At 66.3% G+C, this 19211-nt stretch carries 18 protein-coding genes; 15 read left to right on the plus strand and 3 right to left on the minus strand.

Annotation, left to right across the window (positions count from 1 at the left end; translation table 11 throughout):
- Positions 1–160: 160 nt before the first annotated feature.
- Together ACK4HJ_RS04140 and ACK4HJ_RS04145 are read left to right on the plus strand one after the other, a co-directional pair.
- Positions 161–1549: an aminopeptidase P N-terminal domain-containing protein gene (locus tag ACK4HJ_RS04140; protein ID WP_409827963.1), complete on the plus strand. Its 1389-nt coding sequence runs from the start codon at positions 161–163 to the stop codon at positions 1547–1549.
- A complete protein-coding gene (locus ACK4HJ_RS04145) occupies positions 1546–2307 on the plus strand; it encodes a type II CAAX prenyl endopeptidase Rce1 family protein (protein ID WP_409827965.1) in 762 nt (253 codons plus the stop codon). Before ACK4HJ_RS04140 ends, ACK4HJ_RS04145 begins: the two co-directional genes overlap by 4 nt.
- 27 nt (positions 2308–2334) lie before the next feature.
- Here the strand turns inward: ACK4HJ_RS04145 and ACK4HJ_RS04150 are convergent, their stop codons facing one another.
- Complete coding sequence (locus tag ACK4HJ_RS04150; protein ID WP_409827966.1) at positions 2335–3318, minus strand: LysR family transcriptional regulator; 984 nt, start codon at positions 3316–3318, stop codon at positions 2335–2337.
- A 110-nt stretch (positions 3319–3428) separates the two neighbouring features.
- On the opposite strand from ACK4HJ_RS04150, the gene ACK4HJ_RS04155 reads away from it, so the two are divergent.
- The 4 genes from ACK4HJ_RS04155 to pyk all read left to right on the plus strand — a co-directional run bounded on the left by ACK4HJ_RS04155 (position 3429) and on the right by pyk (position 6159).
- A complete protein-coding gene (locus tag ACK4HJ_RS04155; protein ID WP_409827968.1) occupies positions 3429–4010 on the plus strand; it encodes a flavodoxin family protein in 582 nt (193 codons plus the stop codon).
- Positions 4011–4020: 10 nt separating this feature from the next.
- Complete coding sequence (locus ACK4HJ_RS04160; protein WP_409827970.1) at positions 4021–4227, plus strand: tautomerase family protein; 207 nt, start codon at positions 4021–4023, stop codon at positions 4225–4227.
- The gene (locus tag ACK4HJ_RS04165; protein WP_409827972.1) at positions 4224–4598 is read left to right on the plus strand and encodes a nuclear transport factor 2 family protein; all 375 of its coding nucleotides are present in this window, start codon (positions 4224–4226) and stop codon (positions 4596–4598) included. The genes ACK4HJ_RS04160 and ACK4HJ_RS04165 overlap by 4 nt, the downstream gene beginning before the upstream one ends.
- Before the next feature lie 124 nt (positions 4599–4722).
- The gene (pyk, locus tag ACK4HJ_RS04170; protein WP_409827973.1) at positions 4723–6159 is read left to right on the plus strand and encodes a pyruvate kinase; all 1437 of its coding nucleotides are present in this window, start codon (positions 4723–4725) and stop codon (positions 6157–6159) included.
- On the opposite strand, the gene ACK4HJ_RS04175 is transcribed toward pyk, so the two are convergent.
- Entirely contained in the window at positions 6137–6901 is a 765-nt protein-coding gene (locus ACK4HJ_RS04175; protein WP_409827975.1) for a phosphatase PAP2 family protein, read from the minus strand. The two genes, pyk and ACK4HJ_RS04175, sit on opposite strands and share 23 nt — an antisense overlap.
- A 134-nt stretch (positions 6902–7035) precedes the next feature.
- On the opposite strand from ACK4HJ_RS04175, the gene ACK4HJ_RS04180 reads away from it, so the two are divergent.
- The 9 genes from ACK4HJ_RS04180 to ACK4HJ_RS04220 all read left to right on the plus strand — a co-directional run bounded on the left by ACK4HJ_RS04180 (position 7036) and on the right by ACK4HJ_RS04220 (position 17796).
- Complete coding sequence (locus tag ACK4HJ_RS04180) at positions 7036–7737, plus strand: response regulator (RefSeq protein WP_409827977.1); 702 nt, start codon at positions 7036–7038, stop codon at positions 7735–7737.
- On the plus strand, positions 7734–9131 hold the full coding sequence (locus tag ACK4HJ_RS04185) for a histidine kinase dimerization/phospho-acceptor domain-containing protein (protein WP_409827978.1): 1398 nt from the start codon (positions 7734–7736) through the stop codon (positions 9129–9131). Before ACK4HJ_RS04180 ends, ACK4HJ_RS04185 begins: the two co-directional genes overlap by 4 nt.
- Before the next feature lie 90 nt (positions 9132–9221).
- Complete coding sequence (gene fba / locus ACK4HJ_RS04190) at positions 9222–10286, plus strand: class II fructose-bisphosphate aldolase (RefSeq protein ID WP_409827980.1); 1065 nt, start codon at positions 9222–9224, stop codon at positions 10284–10286.
- A gap of 249 nt (positions 10287–10535) precedes the next feature.
- Entirely contained in the window at positions 10536–11240 is a 705-nt protein-coding gene (locus tag ACK4HJ_RS04195; RefSeq protein ID WP_409827981.1) for a hypothetical protein, read from the plus strand.
- A 119-nt stretch (positions 11241–11359) separates the two neighbouring features.
- Complete coding sequence (locus ACK4HJ_RS04200; RefSeq protein WP_409827983.1) at positions 11360–11899, plus strand: phenylacetic acid degradation protein; 540 nt, start codon at positions 11360–11362, stop codon at positions 11897–11899.
- Between the two features lie 58 nt (positions 11900–11957).
- A complete protein-coding gene (locus ACK4HJ_RS04205; protein WP_409827985.1) occupies positions 11958–13565 on the plus strand; it encodes a Re/Si-specific NAD(P)(+) transhydrogenase subunit alpha in 1608 nt (535 codons plus the stop codon).
- 34 nt (positions 13566–13599) lie between these two features.
- On the plus strand, positions 13600–15012 hold the full coding sequence (pntB, locus tag ACK4HJ_RS04210) for a Re/Si-specific NAD(P)(+) transhydrogenase subunit beta (protein ID WP_409827987.1): 1413 nt from the start codon (positions 13600–13602) through the stop codon (positions 15010–15012).
- Between the two features lie 94 nt (positions 15013–15106).
- Positions 15107–16786: a long-chain-fatty-acid--CoA ligase gene (locus ACK4HJ_RS04215; protein ID WP_409827988.1), complete on the plus strand. Its 1680-nt coding sequence runs from the start codon at positions 15107–15109 to the stop codon at positions 16784–16786.
- 242 nt (positions 16787–17028) lie between these two features.
- The gene (locus tag ACK4HJ_RS04220) at positions 17029–17796 is read left to right on the plus strand and encodes a 5'-methylthioadenosine/adenosylhomocysteine nucleosidase (protein ID WP_409827990.1); all 768 of its coding nucleotides are present in this window, start codon (positions 17029–17031) and stop codon (positions 17794–17796) included.
- A gap of 289 nt (positions 17797–18085) precedes the next feature.
- On the opposite strand, the gene corA is transcribed toward ACK4HJ_RS04220, so the two are convergent.
- On the minus strand, positions 18086–19072 hold the full coding sequence (gene corA / locus ACK4HJ_RS04225; protein WP_409827992.1) for a magnesium/cobalt transporter CorA: 987 nt from the start codon (positions 19070–19072) through the stop codon (positions 18086–18088).
- Between the last annotated feature and the right edge of the window lie 139 nt (positions 19073–19211).

Raw genomic sequence — 19211 nt, forward strand, 5'->3', positions numbered from 1 at the left:
GGTCGCCGGGCGGGCCCCAAGGTGGCCAGAGTCTGCCACGGCTCGGGGGAGGGCCCGCAGGTCCGCAGCCGGGGCGCGGCGCACGCACCACATACCAGCAAGATCCACAAGATTGCCCCCGGCGCGCACCGGCGCCAGCCGATGGCCCCAAAATGCGCGGATGAGCCAACCCAACCCCCTTTATGCCCAGCGCCGCGCCCGCCTAGCCTCCCTGCTTGGCGAAGGTGGCATTGCCATCATCCCCACTGCGCCTGCGCGTCCGCGCAACCGTGACACCGACTTCCTGTACCGCCACGACAGCTACTTCTACTACCTGACTGGCTTCACCGAGCCCGGCGCCTGCCTGGTGGTGGCGCACGACGGCCGCAGCACCCTGTTCTGCCAGCCCAAGGACCTGGAGCGCGAAATCTGGGACGGCTACCGCCTGGGCCCGGCCGCAGCCCCTGCGGCCCTGGGCGTGGATGCCGCGCACTCGGCGGCGGAGCTGGACACCCAGTTGCCCCGTCTGCTCGAAAACCGCAGCAGCGTGTGGTACCCCTTTGCCATCCACAGCGGCCTGGCAGCGCGTGTGGAAGGCTGGCTCAATGCCGTGCGCGCCCGCGTTCGCTACGGCGCGCTGTGCCCCGCGCAACAGAACGATCTGTGCACGCTGCTCGACGAGATGCGCCTCATCAAGGACGCGCACGAGCAGGACATCATGCGCCGCGCTGGCGCCATCAGCGCGCAGGCCCACATCCGCGCCATGCAGCGCTCGGCCCGCATGCTGCGCGCGGGCGAAGATGTGCGCGAATACCACCTGGACGCCGAGCTGCTGCACGCGTTTCGCGAAGCCGGCTCGCAGTACCCGGCCTACGGCTCCATCGTGGCGGCCGGTGCCAACGCCTGCGTGCTGCACTACCAGGCGGATGCAGCGCCGGTGCGCAACGGCGACCTGGTGCTGATTGACGCGGGCTGCGAGCTGCATGGCTATGCCAGCGACATCACGCGGACCTTCCCGGCCAACGGCCGCTTTACCGGCCCCCAGCGCGCGCTGTACGACCTGGTGCTGGCCAGCCAGGACGCCGCCGTGGCGGCCACCAAGTCGGGAGCCCGCTTCAACGACCCTCACGACGCCACCGTGGCCGTGCTGGCGCAAGGCATGCTGGACCTGGGGCTGCTCGACAAGAACAAGGTGGGCACAGCGCAGGACGTGGTCGAAAAGCGCGCCTACTTCCAGTTCTACATGCACCGCACCGGCCACTGGCTGGGCATGGATGTGCACGATTGCGGCAGCTATGTGGAGCCCGGCGAGGTGGGGCTGGCCAGCGAGCGCAAGGACCCACTCTCTGGCGAGACCATTACCAACCGCCCCAGCCGCGTGCTGCGCCCTGGCATGGTGCTGACCATAGAGCCCGGCATCTACGTGCGACCGGCCGACGGTGTGCCCGAGCAGTTCCACAACATCGGCATTCGCATTGAAGACGACGCCATCGTCACCGACACTGGCTGCGAGCTGATCACGCGCGGCGTGCCGGTGAAGGCCGATGAGATCGAGGCGCTGATGCGATGACGGCCCTCGCGGCGCCCGGTTCGCGGGCGGGATGGCGACTGGGGGTGTGGCTGTGGCTGCTGGGCCTGCCTGGTGTGGTGGCCGTGGTGTGGTCACTGCTGCCGCCGCTGGCCGCCAACGAGGCGCTGCTTCCGCTGCCCCTTTGGGCGGTGGTGCTGCTCAGCGGACTGCAGACGGCTGTCTTGCTGGCCGCTGCCGTTGCTGTGGGCACGGTGCTGGCGCCCCGGGTGGGGTTGTGCGCACCCGCACTGTCTGCATGGGTGGCCGGACAGCCTGTGGCTGCCGCGTTGCGGCCGCAGTGGGTGCCGGGTTTTGTGGGCGGCGCGGCAGGTGCCGTCTGGCTGGTCCTGCTGTCAAATACCGCCCCGGCCGTGCTTCGCCCCGCCGACCCCGCCAGCGCCATGCCGTTGCTGGTCAAGCTGCTGTACGGTGGCATCACCGAAGAGCTGCTGGTGCGCTGGGGCGCCATGAGTCTGGTGCTGTGGCTGGCGTGGCGCATTCTGCAGCGCGGACAGGGTGTGCCCCGGCTGTCGTGGGTGGTGCTGGCGGTGGTGCTGAGTGCGCTCTTGTTTGCCGTAGGGCACCTGCCCGCAGCGCGGGCCATGGCCGGAGCCTTGACGCCTGAGGTGCTGGTCTTTGTGCTGGTTGGCAATACCGCGTTCGGCCTGGTGGCCGGTGCTCTGTTTGCGCGCTGGGGGCTCGAAGCGGCCATGCTGGCCCACGTGCTGGCGCATGCGCTGTCTCACCTCTGGCTGTAGCTGTGGGGCGAGCGCACACCGTTCAACTCAACTCTTTTTCCTCTTCGGTTTTGTCGTGGTCGCGATCAGCGCGCGTGCAGCGGCCCTGGCAATGGTGTGGGGCGCGCCCACGTGCGCGACCAGATGGTCGATCAGCGCCCGCACGCGCAGCGGCATGTGCCGCGCCGCCGGGTAGATGATGGAGAACGGCCGTGACGGGCCGGCAAACGGCTGCAGCACCTCCACCAGTCGGCCCTCGGCCAGGTCCTGCTCCACCAGGAAGCGGTAGGTCTGCACCAGCCCCGCGCCGTGGCGCGCGAGGGTTGCCGCCCCGAGCACATCACCCGCGCAGTGCAGGCCGCCCGGCGTGCGGACCTCAAAGTCCCGCCCGTCCCGGCGAAAGACCCAATCCACCGCTTGGCCCGTGCTGGGCAGCCGGAACTGGATGCACTCGTGCGCAGCCAGGTCGTCGGGGGATGCAGGGCGGCCGGCGCGCCGAAGGTAGTCCGGTGTGGCCACCACCACCAATTCCGCATCCAGCAGCTTGCGCGCGACCAGGCCAGAGTCGGCTTGCACCCGTGCACGCACGGCCAGGTCAAAGCCTTCGGCGGTGAAGTCGACATTCCGGTTGCTCAACTCCACCTCCACCTGCACCTTGGGGTATCGCGCGCGAAACGGCACCAGCGCGGGCAGCACGCGGTAGTGCCCCAGCGTGGTAGGCACGCTCATGCGCACCGTGCCTGCGGGCTCGGCCTGTGTGCCCGTCAGTTCGCGCTCGGCTTCGCTCAGGCGGCTCAGCGCCTGGCGGCAGTGGTCAAAGTACGTACGGCCGCTGTCGGTGAGCCGGATCTTGCGGGTGCTCCGCACAAACAGGCGCACCTGCAGCCGCTCTTCCAGCCGCCCCACCGAGCGGCTGACCGCAGCCGGCGTGATGCCGGCCTGCAGGGCCGCCTCGGTAAAGCTCTCGGCTTCCGCCGCCAGGCAGAACAGCTCAATGCTGCCCAGCATCACATCGCCAAAATCGCGTGCCATAAATTACATGGGGTAAAAAATGAAGTGCGTTCGAATGAGTTTACCCATGCATGGGTATTCCATAACCTGCGGTTTCCTCGTTGTTCTTCGTTTTTGCTCAAAGGAAACCCATGGCTTCGCTCGCTTCCCCATCCTCCCCATCCCCGTCCATTGCCATCGTCTTCCACAGCGGCTACGGCCACACACAGCGAGTCGCGCAAGCCATTGCCGAGGGCAGCGGCGGCGCGCTGCTGGCGTTGGATGATCAAGGCCAGTTGTCCGACGCCGGCTGGGCGCAGCTGGGCGCTGCTCGGGCCATCGTGTTCGGCTCGCCCACGTACATGGCCAACGTGAGTTGGCAGTTCAAGCGCTTTGCCGATGCCAGCGCGTCCGTGTGGGCGCGGCAGGGCTGGAAGGACAAGCTGGCCGCCGGCTTCACCAACAGCGCAGGCATGAACGGCGACAAGCTCACGACGCTGTACACCCTGTTCTCGCTCTCCCAGCAGCACGGCATGCTTTGGGCCGGCACAGCGCTTCCGCCCAGCAACACCAAAGCCTCCGGGCGCGACGACATCAACTACCTGGCCTCGTTCGCGGGCCTCATGGCCACCACGCCGGCCGACGCCTCGCCCGATGAAATGGCGCCGGGCGACCTGGCCACCGCCAGGCTGTTCGGCGAGCGCATCGCCCAGGCCGTGCGCCGCCTGGGCTGAAGGACCGCACATGCCCTACGTCAACATCCAGGTCACCCGCGAAGGCGTGACCCCGGCGCAAAAAGCCGAACTCATTGCCGGCGTCACGCAATTGCTGGTGCGCGTGCTGGACAAGCAGCCCGCCACTACGCACGTGGTGATCCAGGAAATCGAACTGGACAACTGGGGCGTGGGCGGCCTGCCCGTGCCCGAGTTCAGAAAGCAGGCGGCGTCATGACGGCCGCGTCCGACTTTGCCGGCGTGAGCGCGGTGCTGCAGACCTACTTCGACGGCCTGTACCACAGCGACACGGTCCGGCTGGCCCAGGTGTTTCATCCGCTGGCCCGCTACTGCACCGCTTCGGGTGGGAATCTGCTGGTCTGGGACATGAAGCACTACTTTGCGGTGGTGGACCAGCGCCCGTCGCCCGCAGGCACAGGCCAGGCACGCACCGACCGCATCCTGTCCATCGCGTTCGCGGGGCCAGTCACGGCCTTTGCCTGCGTGCAGTGCTCGATCGCACCCCGGCATTTCACCGATTTCCTCACACTGGTGCAGGTGGAGGGGCGGTGGCAGATCGTGAGCAAGGTCTTTCACTTCGACGCATGAAAGATAGCCGCGTGCTGCGCGGCGCCGCGGCGAGGGTGGGTAACTGGGGTGTAACCGCTTCATGTGAGAATTGAAATTCAATTACATGAACCGATTGCCTCGAATGAAACCAGGAGACCTCCCCATGCCCACGCGCCGCGCCACCAAGATCGTCGCCACCCTCGGCCCCGCTTCCAGCGACCCGGCGCTGCTGGAGGCGATGATCCGCGCGGGCGTGAATGTGGTGCGGCTGAACTTCAGCCACGGCAAGGCGCAGGACCACATCGACCGCGCGGCCACGGTGCGCGCTGCAGCCCAGCGCGCGGGCCGCGAGGTGGCCATCATGGCCGACCTGCAGGGTCCCAAGATCCGCGTGGGCAAGTTCGCCGAGGGCAAGGTCATGCTGGAGTCGGGCGCCCAATTCGTGCTGGACGCATCGCGCACCGAGTTGGGTGACATTGAAGGCGTGGGCCTGGATTACAAAGAACTGCCGCGCGACGTGAAGGCGGGCGACGTTCTGCTGCTCAATGACGGACTGATCGTCCTGACCGTGGATGCCGTTCGAGGTGAAGCAGTGCACACCACCGTGAAAGTCGGCGGCGAGCTGTCGAACAATAAGGGCATCAACAAGAAGGGCGGCGGCCTCACAGCACCGGCCCTCACGGCCAAGGATATGGAGGACATCCGCACGGCGATGAGCTTCCAGGCCGACTATGTGGCCGTGAGTTTTCCCAAGAACGCGACCGACATGGAAATGGCGCGCCAGTTGTGCAATGTGGCTGCGTCCGAGTTCCGCCACAAGCCGGGGCTGATCGCCAAGATCGAGCGGGCCGAAGCCATCCCGCACCTGGAATCCATCCTGCGCGTGTCGGACGGCATCATGGTGGCCCGGGGCGACCTGGCCGTGGAGGTCGGCAACGCCGCCGTGCCCGCGCTGCAGAAAAAGATGATCCGCATGGCGCGCGACATGGACAAGGTGGTGATCACCGCCACGCAGATGATGGAAAGCATGATCACCAACCCCGTGCCCACGCGGGCCGAGGTGAGCGACGTGGCCAACGCCGTGCTGGACGGCACCGACGCCGTAATGCTGAGCGCCGAGACGGCCGCGGGCCGCTACCCGCTGGAGACCGTCGAAGAAATGGCCACCATCTGCGCCGCCGCCGAGGCCGCCGAAGACCACCAGCTGGACGCTGACTTCACCGGCCAGACCTTTGGCCGCATCGACCAGTCCATCGCCATGGGGGCGCTGTTCACGGCCCACCACCTGGGCGCCAAGGCCATCGTGGCCATGACCGACAGCGGCGCCACCGCGTTGTGGATGAGCCGCCACAGCATCGACATCCCCATCTACGCGCTGACACCGAAGGTGGCCACGCAGCGCAAGATGGCCATGTACCGCAATGTGCGCCCCCTCCTCATGGACACCAGCGCCGACCGTGACACCGCGCTGGAGCAGGCCGAGGGCCACCTCAAGAGCCGCAATATTGTGGCCAAGGGCGACGTGTACGCCATTACTTGCGGCGAACCCATGGGCGCGCCCGGCGGCACGAACATGCTCAAGATCTGCGTGGCGGGCTGACTGCCGCGTTGCCGGTGGTGATGCGCCGGGTGGCCAGCAAGTAAGGGGCCCTTGTCCGCAGATGTTCCACAGCTGTATTGCACAGCGCGCCCGTGGTCCAGCAGATCCACCCCGTCCAGAGCGTGTGGCTCATGAAATGAGCCCCGCGCACCTGTTGCGCAGCCCCCAGCACCAAGCCGGACAGCAGCGCTGTCACCAACCACCAGCGCGCGGCGGTGGGCTCGTGGCGGCGCAGCGCGAAATAGCCGCCGACGAAAGCAAAGCCGGCCGACGCATGGCCTGCTGGAAAGCACCGCCCACTTCCCCCATCCAGCATGCCCAGCGCCCAGTGCGACGCGTAGCGTGCCACGCCACCGAACTCCGCCAGGTCCCACGGGCAGCTCGTGGTGCTGAGGTTCTTTGTGATGCTGATGGCGGCCAGGGCCAGCAAGGCGCTCAAGGCCATCTGTAGACGCCCTACGGTGTCCAGCCGCCGCAGCACGCCCAGAGGCCACCAGACGCCCAGCGCCAACAGCAGTACCAGCACCCATCCAAGGCGGCGAGCACCTTCGTGCAGCACCTGCACAAAGAACCAATGGTCTCGCATGGGAAAGCCTCGGGCGTCGCCGAAGAGGTGGGCCAGTGTCAAATCTCTGCCGGAAACGTCCCAGGCGATGAGGCATACCAGACCGGTCAGCGTCCAGAACAAGGTGCTGTAGCGAAAAGCGGGGAGGGGCGCCCCGGGCGCGGCGTGTGCGGGCATGGGTACGGACCTTAGGTGGCAGCCCTTAACGCCGTCTTAATGCGTCGGTCAGGACGCTATGGCGTTCCGCCGGCTGCTCTGCCTGCAAGCGGCTCCATGCGCACCTTGCTCGTTGCAAGGCGACAATGCCGTACATGCGAATCCTTGTGGTGGAAGACGATGCGGGCATTGCTGTAGGCCTGCGCACAACGCTGCAGCAGCGCGGATATGCGGTGGACCTGTGCGATGGCGTGTCCGGTGCCTGGAGCGCACTGCGCGCTGAGCGGTTTGACGCCGTTCTGCTGGACCTGGGGTTGGCCGATGGCGATGGCAGCGAGCTGCTGCGCCGCCTGCGCCTGAGCCCTGGCGCGGGCGACACCGCGCAGCCGCCGCTGCCGGACCCGGCCACGCCGGTGCTCATCCTCACCGCGCGTGACCAGGTACACCAGCGGGTGGCCGGACTCGATTTGGGTGCCGACGACTACCTTACCAAGCCGTTTGACGTGGACGAGCTGGACGCCCGCTTGCGCGCTCTGCTGCGCCGTGCAGCCGGGCGTACCTCACCCACGCTCCGTCAAGGCGACATCGAGCTGGACCCCGCGGCGCGCACCGTGCGACAGGGCGGGAAACTGGTGGATGTGTCCCCGCGTGAGTTCTCGGTGTTGCTGGTGCTGATGGAGGCGCGCGGGCGCGTGCTCTCACGCCAGCAGATCGAGGAGCGTCTCTACAGCTGGGACGCGGCCATCGAGAGCAACGCCATCGAGGTCCACATCCACCACCTGCGCCGCAAGCTGGGCGGCGCTTGCATCCAGACCATGAGGGGCGTGGGCTACTTCATGCCCACGGAGGCGCGATGAGCGGGGCGCCCACTGCCGTGGCTGCCCTGCGCCGCCCCTCGCTGACCCGCCAACTGCTGCTCTGGTCCCTGGGCGCGCTGGTGGTGGTGTGGGCCAGTTTTGTGGTCATTGGCTACCAGACGGGCGTGCACGAGGCCGACGAGCTGACCGACGGGCATCTGGCGAGCGTGGCCGCCCTGCTGCTGAACCTGCGCGCCGCAGAGCCTGTAGCGGGTGCGGAGCTGACGCTGCGCGCACCCACCCCCTGGCTCAAGTCGCACGACTACCAGCAGTCGCTGAGCGTGGTGCAGTGGGATGCCCAGGGCCGGCTCCTGGCATCCATTGGCGCCGCGCCTGTTCCCGCCTTCTCGGCAGCTGAGGGTTTTGCGAACCTGGCGCTGGGGCCGGAGGCTGCGGTGTGGCGCAGCTTTTCACAGTGGGACGCAGGCAGAACCCGCAAGGTGATGGTGCTGCTCGCGCTGAGCGAGCGCGATGTCTTGGCGGAAGACATTGCGGAGCAGATGATCGAGCCCGGCTTGTGGTTGCTGCCCGTGGTGGCCCTTGCACTCGGGCTGGCATTGTGGCGCGGCCTGCGGCCCCTGTATGCGCTGTCTGCCGATGTGGCCGCGCTGGACCCTGCCAGCACGCAGCGCCTGGCGTCGCGCCATGCCTGGGGGGAATTCGAGTCAGTGGTTGACGCCATCAACACGCTGCGGGACCGGCAGCATGAGGCCCTGGTGCGCGAGCGGCGCCTGGCCAATGAAGTGGCGCACGAGCTGCGCACTCCGCTGTCGTCAATAGCGCTGCAGGCCAGCGCCCTGGCTGGCGGACTGGATGCCGAGGCGCGTGCGCAGGCAGTGCAGCGCATCGGGCAGGACGCGCTGCGCGCAGGCCACGTGCTCAGCCAGCTGCTGGCGCTGGCGCGCGCAAGCCGCGCCGAGCTGCATGGGGCCAAGACCGCCGTGGACCTGTGCGAAATCGCGCGCACCGTGTGCGCCGACTACGCCCAGGCGGCATGGCAGCGGGGGTACGAGCTGGCCGTGGAAGCCCCGTCCTCCATCACCATACTGGGCCACGCGGTGCTGCTGGACCTGGCGGCGCGCAACCTGGTGGAAAACGCGCTCAAGCACACACCACCCGGCACACGCATCACGGTGCAGCTGGGGGTGGCGCGGGAGGGCGGGGCCTGTTGGCTGCTGGTCTGCGACGACGGGGCGCGGGGTGCAGCCGACGCCCAGGACCAGGCACACGAAAGCGGCTCGGCACCGGTGGACAGCCTGCACCTGGGCCATGAAATCCTGCGGCGCGTGGCCGACATCCATGGGGGCCGCTTTGGAACTGCGGGGGCGCCAGCGTCGTTTACCACCTGCTACCGCTTGGATTTACCGCTGCCTGCGGACACACGCGCCGGTTAAAATTGCGAGTTACCAAGCGGTTACCGCCGCCACGCCGGCCTCGACCAGGCCTACAGAGCGCCTCCTCAACCCTCAACGGACCCTACGACCATGCCCCTCGTTTCGATGCGCGAACTGCTCGACCATGCCGCTGCCAACAGCTACGGCATCCCCGCTTTCAACGTCAACAACCTGGAACAGGTGCAGGCCGTGATGGCCGCCGCCGATGAAGTGGGCGCCCCCGTCATCCTGCAGGCCAGCGCCGGTGCGCGCAAGTACGCGGGCGAGCCCTTCATCAAGCACCTGATCCAGGCGGCCGTGGAAGCCTTCCCCCACATTCCGCTGGTCATGCACCAGGACCATGGCACATCGCCGAAGGTCTGCGCGGGCGCCATTCATCTGGGCTTCGGCTCGGTGATGATGGACGGCTCGCTGATGGAAGATGGCAAAACCCCTGCATCGTTTGAATACAACGTCGAGGTGACCCGCAAGGTGGTGGAGATGGCCCACAAGGTGGGTGTGACGGTGGAAGGCGAGCTGGGCTGCCTGGGCAACCTTGAAACCGGGGAAGCCGGCGAGGAAGACGGCATCGGCGCCGAAGGCAAGCTGGACCACAGCCAGATGCTGACCGACCCCGAAGAAGCCGCACAGTTTGTCAAAGCCACGCAGCTCGACGCGCTGGCCATCGCCATCGGCACCAGCCACGGTGCCTACAAGTTCAGCCGGCCGCCTACGGGCGACATCCTGGCCATCAGCCGCGTGAAGGAAATCCATGCCCGCATCCCCAACACTCACCTGGTGATGCACGGCTCGTCGTCCGTGCCGCAAGACCTGCTGGACATCATCAACCAGTACGGCGGCAAGATGAAGCAGACCTACGGCGTGCCGGTCAAGGAGATCCAGGAAGCCATCAAGCACGGCGTGCGCAAGATCAACATCGACACCGACATCCGCCTGGCCATGACCGGCGCGGTGCGCAAGTTCCTGGCCGAGAACCCCGACAAGTTCGACGCGCGCGAATGGCTCAAGCCCGCCCGCGAGGCTGCCAAGCTGGTCTGCAAGGCGCGTTATCTGGAGTTCGGCTGCGAAGGCCAGGCGGCAAAGATCAAGGGCGAAAGCCTGCAGGTCGTGGCCGCCAAGTACGCGCGCGGCGAACTGGCGCAGGTGGTTAACTGATCGCCTGCCGTCGGCCGAACCGGCGGATTTCGCTCACGTCCCAGCCCGGCCGCGGCAGCGCCCGGGCTTTTTCGTCTCCGCAGCATCAAAGGCCGGGTTTACCCGGTGGGCCGCGGTGTGCGAGGGCTGGGGAGTTCCCTCTACATCTCTCCTGCGCGACAGTGCGCAGAAATTCTTCATGTAAGCTCGCGGTCAGTTTGCCCGGGGCGGGTGCCGCAGAAAGTGTTTGAACCTTTGTCCATGACTCTGATGATTTCGAAGTTTCGGTGCCTGTTGCCCTGCGCCGTGACGGTGATGATGGTGGCGTGCGCGCCCCTCACCGTCCCGCCCAAGGCGGAGTACCCCGTCGGCCGTGCGCGCCTGGTGTTGCCCCCAGGCCAATGGCAGGACCTGGGCAGTGTCGACGAGGCCGTGGGCCGCGCGCCGCTGCAAACCCGCTCAGTAGGACTGCGCGGGGCGCAAGGCGAGTGGCTGGCAGTGCTCCGGGTGCAGACCAACCGTGGCACCACCCTGAGCGGCGGTGCGCCATGGTCCGGCGAATGCCCGCGTGCGCAGGACGTGACGGTGGACGACGCCGCCAAAGAGAGCCCGGTGCGCGCAGATTGCCTGCGCTTCAAGCGCTGGGCCAGCAGCGACCAGTGGCTGCAGAAGAATCAGCCAGACCTGGCCCGCTGGGTGGATGCCCAGCAGATCTCCTGGGCCCAGCCCTATTCGCACCTCAGCTACCGCTACGCCACCGATGCGGGCGCCCTGGTGGTGGTGGACGCGCTGGTGGATCACCGCCTGCTGCGCCCCAGGACCCAGAACAATGATGAGTTCCTGACCGCTGGCCGCCCCGCGCTGGAATGGGGGCATGCGCTGGCGCAGGCCGCGCGCCTGAGCGTGGGCATGATGGACGGCTACCTGGCGGTGCCGCCGTTTCCGTTTGCCGAAGCAGCCTTCGTGAAGAGATAGCGGCGCGGCCCGCGCCACGCAAAGAAAAAAAGAACAAAAAAGCAGAAGAGCCAACAACAAGAAGAAGCAAGCCACGGCAGTCAATACAACGGTTCAACCGACAGAGAGGGAGACCCACCATGGGCGTGATCCTGCAGATCCTGGGGCTGATCATTACCTTCACGATGGCGATGGAGGCGCTGCGCCGTTTTGGTATTGACGTGGGCTGGCTCAATCCGCTGGCGTTTTTCCGCCGCCGCGCCTGGGCCAAGAAGGTGACAACGCCGCCGCTGTACACGCTGGAGCACCCGGTGGATGTGGTCGCCGTGATGGCGCTGGCCATGGTGCAAGCCACCGGCGCCGTGACCGTCGAGCAAAAGCACGGTGTGCTGGCCCTGCTGCGCCAGCACCTGGCGCTGGCGGACTCCGATGCCAACAGCCTCTGGGTGGCCAGCTCCCACATGCTGCGCAACCGCGCACTGGCACCTGCCGAAGTGCCCGCTGTGCTGGAGCGCAGCGCGGACAAATTCACTGACTACCACGTGCAGACGCTGCGCGCCGTGATGCTGGGCGCTGCGCAGATCACGCCGCCTGCCAGCCCCGCACAGCAGCAACTGCTGGATGCCGTGGAGGCCTATTTCGCCAAGAAGCAGGCCGCCGCTCGGCCCTGGGCTGGCTGAAGGGCTGCGCACCCCCTGCCCCTGGCGCAACGATTACACCCATCCAAGGAGACCGCCCATGCAGACCTCAAACCCTGTCCCACCGCCGCAGCGTATTGGCGTGCCGAAGGAGATATACCCCGGCGAAAAGCGCGTCGCCACCGTGCCCGATGTGGTCGAAAAGCTGATCAAGCTGGGGTTCGAGGTGGCGGTGGAATCGGGCGCCGGGGAAGCGGCCAATTTCAGTGACGATGCCTACCGCGCCGCCGGCGCGCAGGTGCTGCCCGACGCGGCCGCACTGTGGGGCGCTGCGGACATCGTCTTCAAGGTGCGCCCGCCCACCAGCGGCGAAGTGGCGCTGCTGCGAGAGGGCACCACACTCATCGACTTCATCTGGCCTGCCCAGAACCCCGAGCTGATGCAGCAACTCGCAGCCCGCAAGGCCACCGTGTTGGCCATTGACTGCCTGCCGCGCACCCTGAGCCGCGCACAGAAGATGGATGCGCTCACTTCCACGGCCGGGGTCAGCGGCTACCGCGCCGTCATCGAGGCGGCCAACGCCTTCGGCCGCTTCTTCAACGGCCAGATCACGGCCGCGGGCAAGGTGCCGCCCGCCAAGGTGTTTATTGCGGGTGCTGGCGTCGCGGGCCTCGCGGCCATAGGTACGGCCGCCAACCTGGGCGCCATCGTGCGTGCCAACGACACGCGCGCCGAGGTGGCCGACCAGGTCAAGTCGCTGGGCGGCGAGTTCGTGAAAGTGGACTATGAGGAAGAGGGCTCGGGCGGCGGTGGCTACGCCAAGGTGATGAGCGAAGGCTTCCAGGCCGCGCAGCGCAAGATGTATGCGGAGCAGGCCAAGGACGCCGACATCATCATCACCACCGCGCTGATCCCTGGCAAACCCGCGCCCAAGCTCATCACCGCCGAAATGGTGCAGAGCATGAAGCCTGGCAGCGTGATCGTGGACATGGCCGCCGAGCAAGGTGGCAACTGCGAGCTGACGGTGCCTGGCGAGGCGGTAGTGCGCCACGGCGTCACCATCGTCGGCTACACCGACCTGGCATCGCGCCTGGCCAAGCAGTCTTCCACCCTCTATGCCACCAACCTGCTGCGCCTGACGGAAGAGCTGTGCAAGGCCAAGGACGGCGTGGCCGTGGTCAACATGGAAGACGATGCGATCCGCGGCCTCACCGTGGTCAAGGACGGTGCCATCACCTGGCCCGCGCCGCCGCTCCAGCAAGCCCCCGCCCCTGCACCCAAGGCTGCAGCGCTGGTTGAGCAGAAGAAGGGCGGGCACGGCCATGGCAGCAGCGCCCCGCTGCCCGCCAAGACGCTGGCCATCCTTTTTGCGGTTGCCGCCGTAGCTTTCTGGTTCATCGGCGCCTACGCGCCCGCGGCGTTCCTGGGCCACTTCACGGTGTTCGTGCTGGCCTGCTTCATCGGCTACATGGTTGTGTGGAACGTCACACCCGCGCTGCACACGCCGCTTATGAGTGTGACCAACGCCATCTCCAGCATCATTGCCATCGGCGCGCTGGTGCAGATTGCGCCGCCCGAAGCTGGGGTGAACGGGCGCCCGGACGGGCTCATTCAGTGGCTGGCGTTTGCGGCCATCGTGCTCACGGCCATCAACATGTTCGGCGGCTTTGCGGTCACGCGCCGCATGCTGGCCATGTTCCGCAAGTAAGTCATCACAACAACAAGAACGAGGAGCACAGAACATGTCCCAAAGCCTTGCCACCGTGGCCTACCTGGGCGCGGCCATTTTGTTCATCCTGAGCCTGGGCGGACTCTCCAACCCCGAAACCTCGCGCCGGGGCAACCTGTTCGGCATGGTCGGCATGGCGCTGGCCGTGCTGGCCACGGTGTTCGGCCCGCGCGTGAGCAGCGGGGGAATCGCCTGGATCATTGCGGCGCTGGTCATCGGGGGCGGCATTGGCCTGTTTGCCGCCCGCATTGTCAAGATGACGCAGATGCCCGAGCTGGTCGCCCTGATGCACAGCCTGGTGGGCTTGGCGGCTTGCCTGGTGGGGTTTGCGAGCTACGTGGACACGTCCATCCAGCTGCAGGGCGCAGAAAAGGCCATCCATGAGGTGGAGATCTATGTAGGTATCCTTATTGGTGCCGTCACCTTCAGCGGCTCGCTGATCGCCTTCGGCAAGCTCAACGGCAAGATTGGCGGCAAGCCGCTGCTGCTGCCGGCGCGCCACTGGCTCAACCTCGCTGCGCTGCTGATCGTGATCTGGTTCGGCCGCGAGTTCCTGCGTGCCGAAACGGTGGAGCAAGGCATGGTGCCGCTGATGGTGATGACGGTCATCGCGCTGCTCTTCGGCATCCACATGGTGATGGCCATAGGCGGGGCCGACATGCCCGTGGTGGTGTCCATGCTCAACAGCTATTCCGGCTGGGCGGCTGCGGCCACGGGCTTCATGCTCAGCAACGACCTGTTGATCGTCACCGGCGCGCTCGTAGGTTCGTCCGGCGCCATCCTGAGCTACATCATGTGCAATGCGATGAACCGCAACTTCATCAGCGTGATTGCGGGCGGATTCGGGTCCGGCGCGGGCACGCCGGCCAAGAAGGGCGATGCTGCCGAGCCCCAAGGCGAAGCCGTGCCAGTGAGTGCTGCCGAGACCGCCGAGCTGCTGCGCGATGCCAAGAGCGTCATCATCGTGCCCGGTTACGGCATGGCCGTGGCGCAGGCGCAGCACACCGTGAACGAGATCACCCAAACCCTGCGCAGCAAGGGCGTGAACGTGCGCTTTGGGATCCACCCGGTCGCGGGTCGCATGCCGGGCCACATGAACGTGCTGCTGGCCGAGGCCAAGGTGCCCTACGACATCGTGATGGAAATGGACGAGATCAACGAGGACTTCGGCGACACCGACGTGGCCATGGTCATCGGCGCCAACGACATCGTGAACCCCAGCGCCCTGGACGACCCCACCAGCCCCATTGCGGGCATGCCTGTGCTGGAGGTGTGGAAGGCCAGAACCTCCATCGTGATGAAGCGCTCCATGGCGTCCGGCTATGCGGGTGTGGACAACCCTCTGTTCTACAAGGACAACAACCGCATGCTGTTCGGCGATGCCAAGAAAATGCTCGACGAAGTGCTCGCCACCCTCAAGAGCTGACAGGCATAATTCCCCTGCGAAAAAAGCACGACCGTGCTGAAAGCGATGGCACGGTTTTTATGGCCCCCAATAAACTGACTAGGAGACAACGCAAATGACCGACCGCCCCTGGCTGGCAGCCTATCCCCAAGGTGTTCCTGCCGACATCGACCCCTCGCAGTACCCCTCCCTCGTGGCCTTGATGGACGAGGCCTTTGCGAAGTACGCCAGCCGGGTGGCCTACAGCTTCATGGGCAAAGAGGTGACCTACGCCCAGACCGACTCGCTCTCCAGCGCGTTTGCGGCGTACTTGCAGAGCCTGGGCTTGGTCAAGGGTGACCGCGTGGCCATCATGATGCCCAATGTGCCGCAGTATCCCGTGGCCGTGGCGGCCATCCTGCGCGCGGGCTTTGTCGTGGTCAACGTGAACCCGCTGTACACCCCGCGCGAACTGGAGCACCAGCTCAAGGACTCGGGAGCCAAGGCCATCGTCATCATCGAGAACTTTGCGGCCACCCTGCAAAGCTGCATTGCCAACACGCCCGTCAAGCACGTGGTGCTGTGCGCCATGGGCGACCAGCTGGGCCTGCTCAAAGGTGCGCTGGTCAATTACGTGGTGCGCAACGTCAAGAAGATGGTGCCCACCTTTGACCTGCCCGGCGCGGTGCGCTTCAACGACGCCGTGGCCCAGGGCACACGCGGTTCGCTCAAGAAGCCCGACATCCGCCCCGACGACATCGCGCTGCTGCAATACACCGGCGGCACCACCGGCGTGAGCAAGGGCGCGGTGCTGCTCCACCGCAACATCCTCGCCAACGTGCTGCAGTCCGAGGCCTGGAACTCGCCGGTGATGAGCAAGGTGCCTGCAGGCGAGCAGCCAACGGCCGTGTGCGCGCTGCCGCTGTACCACATCTTCGCGTTCACCGTGAACATGATGCTGAGCATGCGCACGGGCGGCAAGACCATCCTGATCCCCAACCCGCGCGACCTGCCCGCGGTGCTGAAGGAACTGTCCAAGCACACCTTCCACAGCTTCCCGGCCGTCAACACGCTGTTCAACGGCCTGGCCAACCACCCCGACTTCAACACGGTCAACTGGAAAAACCTCAAGGTCTCGGTGGGCGGCGGCATGGCCGTGCAGGGCGCGGTGGCCAAGCTGTGGCTGGAGAAGACCGGCTGCCCCATCTGCGAAGGCTACGGCTTGTCGGAGACCAGCCCTTCGGCCAGCTGCAACCCGGTGACGGCCACCGAATACACCGGCACCATCGGCGTTCCCCTGCCAGGCACCTGGATGAAGCTGCTGGACGACGAAGGCCGCGAAGTGACCACCTTCGGCCAGCCCGGCGAGATCGCGATCAAGGGCCCGCAGGTGATGGCCGGCTACTGGCAGCGCCCCGACGAAACCGCCAAGGTCATGACCGACGACGGCTTCTTCAAGTCCGGCGACATCGGCATCATGGACGAGCGCGGTTACTTCAAGATCGTGGACCGCAAGAAGGACATGGTGCTGGTCAGCGGCTTCAACGTCTACCCCAACGAGGTCGAGGAAGTGGTGGCCAACTGCCCCGGCGTGCTCGAATGCGCCGTGGTCGGCGTGCCCGACGAGAAGACCGGCGAGGCCGTGAAGCTGGTCATCGTGAAGAAGGACCCGGCGCTGACCGAGGCGCAGGTCAAGGAGTACTGCAAGGCCAACCTGACGGGCTACAAGCAGCCCAAGGTGATCGAGTTCCGCACCGAGCTGCCCAAGACCCCCGTGGGCAAGATCCTGCGCCGCGAGCTGCGGGATAAGAAGTGAGCATCCCCCTGAGCCGCTTCACGGCTCGGTGCTGGCCGCCAGAGGCGGCAGCTCTTCGGGCTGTCCAAGCCTGCGCAGGCAGGCTCGGAGCCGCGGCCCTCAGCCCCTTCTCTCGATGCGCTGCGCGCAGCAGGAAGGGGGACGACGCCAGCGCACGCAAGCGAAGCGCCGCTCAGGCGGCTTGGCGGCGCTTGCGCGGCGTCCGCTGGTCTGGGGTGTGCCAGTTTTAACCATATGGCGCAATGACTACCGCCATCCTTAGCGCTCTGCCCGAAGAACAAAGCACCCTGGTCGCCCACCTCGCCCACCCGCAGCGCCTGATGCATGCGGGACGTGCCTTCTGGCGCGGCGAACTGGCTGGCCGCGCGGTGGTGCTGGCCCTCTCCGGCATTGGCAAGGTGGCAGCGGCCACCACGGCGACGGCACTCGTCGAGCGGTTTGGCGTGGCGCGCATCGTGTTTACCGGCGTGGCGGGCGGCCTGGGGGACGGGGTGAACGTGGGCGACGTGGTGGTGGCCGAGGACTACCTGCAGCACGACATGGACGCATCACCCCTGTTCCCGCGCTGGGAAGTACCCGGCTACGCCCGCAGCCGCCTGGCCTGCGATGCAGACCTGTCTGCTATTCTTTTGGAAGCTGCTGGCGCATGTGTGGCAAGCGCTAGAGGCCAATTCGGCTTCAAACCTGAGCTGCTGGGCGCGCCCGCAGTCACCTCCCACCGGGCCCACCACGGTCTGATCGCCAGCGGCGACCGCTTTGTCTGCGCCGCCGACGAGGCGCACCGCCTGCGCACCACATTGCAAGACGCCGGCCACCCCGCGCTGGCCGTGGAGATGGAAGGCGCCGCCGTCGCCCAGGTGTGCCACGACTATGGCATCCCCTTTGCCGCCGCGCGCACGATCTCCGACCGCGCCGACGACACCGCGCACGTGGACTTCCCCCGCTTTGTGCAGACGGTCGCTAGCCGCTACGCCGAGCACATGGTGCTGACGTTGATGCAAAAACTATGAAATTGATAGCTGCTAGCGCTTGATGGGTAAGCGCAAGAGGGTGATTTGACTCATATTTTCGCTGGGCGGGCCGCTGAATCCGCCATCAGGCTTGCAGAGGCTTCGACAAGCTCAGCCCGAAGGAGCGGGGCGTGGGCTTGGGGAGTCAAAACGCCAGCAGCGACCAGTTCCGCCACCGCGCAGTGAAACCGGCGCGCCCGAAATACCAGCGCCACCGTGGATCCGGCTTCGCCGGCCCACTGGAGGCGTCCCCCTCAGGGGGAAGGCGCGCAGCGCCACAGGGGGGAACCTATTTCAACCAGCCGCGTTTGCGGAAGTACCACATGGGCCCGAGCGCACTTGCCAGCATCAGCCCCAGCGCATACGGATACCCCAGCGCCCAGTCCAGTTCGGGCATGAACTTGAAGTTCATGCCGTAAACGCTGGCGATCAGCGTGGGCGGCAGCAAGGCCACGCTCGCCACCGAGAAGATCTTGATGATCTTGTTCTGGTTGATGTTGATGAAACCGACCGTGGCGTCCATCAGGAAGTTGATCTTGTCGAACAGAAATGCCGTGTGGTTGTCCAGCGACTCGATGTCGCGCAGGATCTGGCGGGCTTCCTCGAACTGCTCGGAGTTGAGCATCTTGCTGCGCATCATGAAGCTCACGGCGCGGCGCGTGTCCATCACGTTGCGGCGGATGCGGCCGTTCAAGTCTTCCTGGCGCGCTATCGCGGCCAGCACCTCGCCGGCGCGGGTGTCGGTCACGTCGCCGGCCAGCACCTGCTTGCTCACTTGCTCCAACTCATCGTAGATGCCTTCCAGCGTGTCGGCCGAATACTCGGCGTCTGCATCAAACAGCTTGAGCAGCACTTCCTTGGCGTCTTCGATCAACCCCGGGGCCCGGCGCGCGCGCATTCGCAGCAGGCGGAACACGGGCACGTCTTCATCGTGGATGGAAAACAGCACGCCCCGGCTCTTGAGGTTGGCGTTGTGCTGGTTCAGGATGAACGCCACGCGCACCGAGCGGGGGTCTTCGTCGTCGTCAATCAGAAAGTCACTGCGGATGTGCAGCTCACCGTTGTCTTCTTCGTAGAAGCGGGCGGACTCCTCGATGTCCTCGTCCATCGCATCCTCGGGGATGGACAGGCCGTAGTGCTGCTTGATCCAGCGTTTTTCTTCGAGCGTGGGGGCTTCCAGGTCCACCCAGATCGGCTGGAACTTGGTCAGCTCTTCCAGCGATTCAATTTCTTCCTGGAACAGCCGGCCATTGGCGAGCGTGAAGATGTTGAGCATGGGCTCACTCCCTTGTTGTGTTGCATCTGCGGTGGGGGTGGTGGGGTGCTTTCAACCCCACGCGGCAGGCGCCGGGGAGCTGAAAGCTACCAACTGGGGTAGGTTTCCAAGGAGCTGTCTCCGTATGTGTCGTAGTAAG

The sequence above is a fragment of the Acidovorax sp. genome (genome assembly GCF_046294525.1).
Taxonomy (GTDB): domain Bacteria; phylum Pseudomonadota; class Gammaproteobacteria; order Burkholderiales; family Burkholderiaceae_C; genus Acidovorax.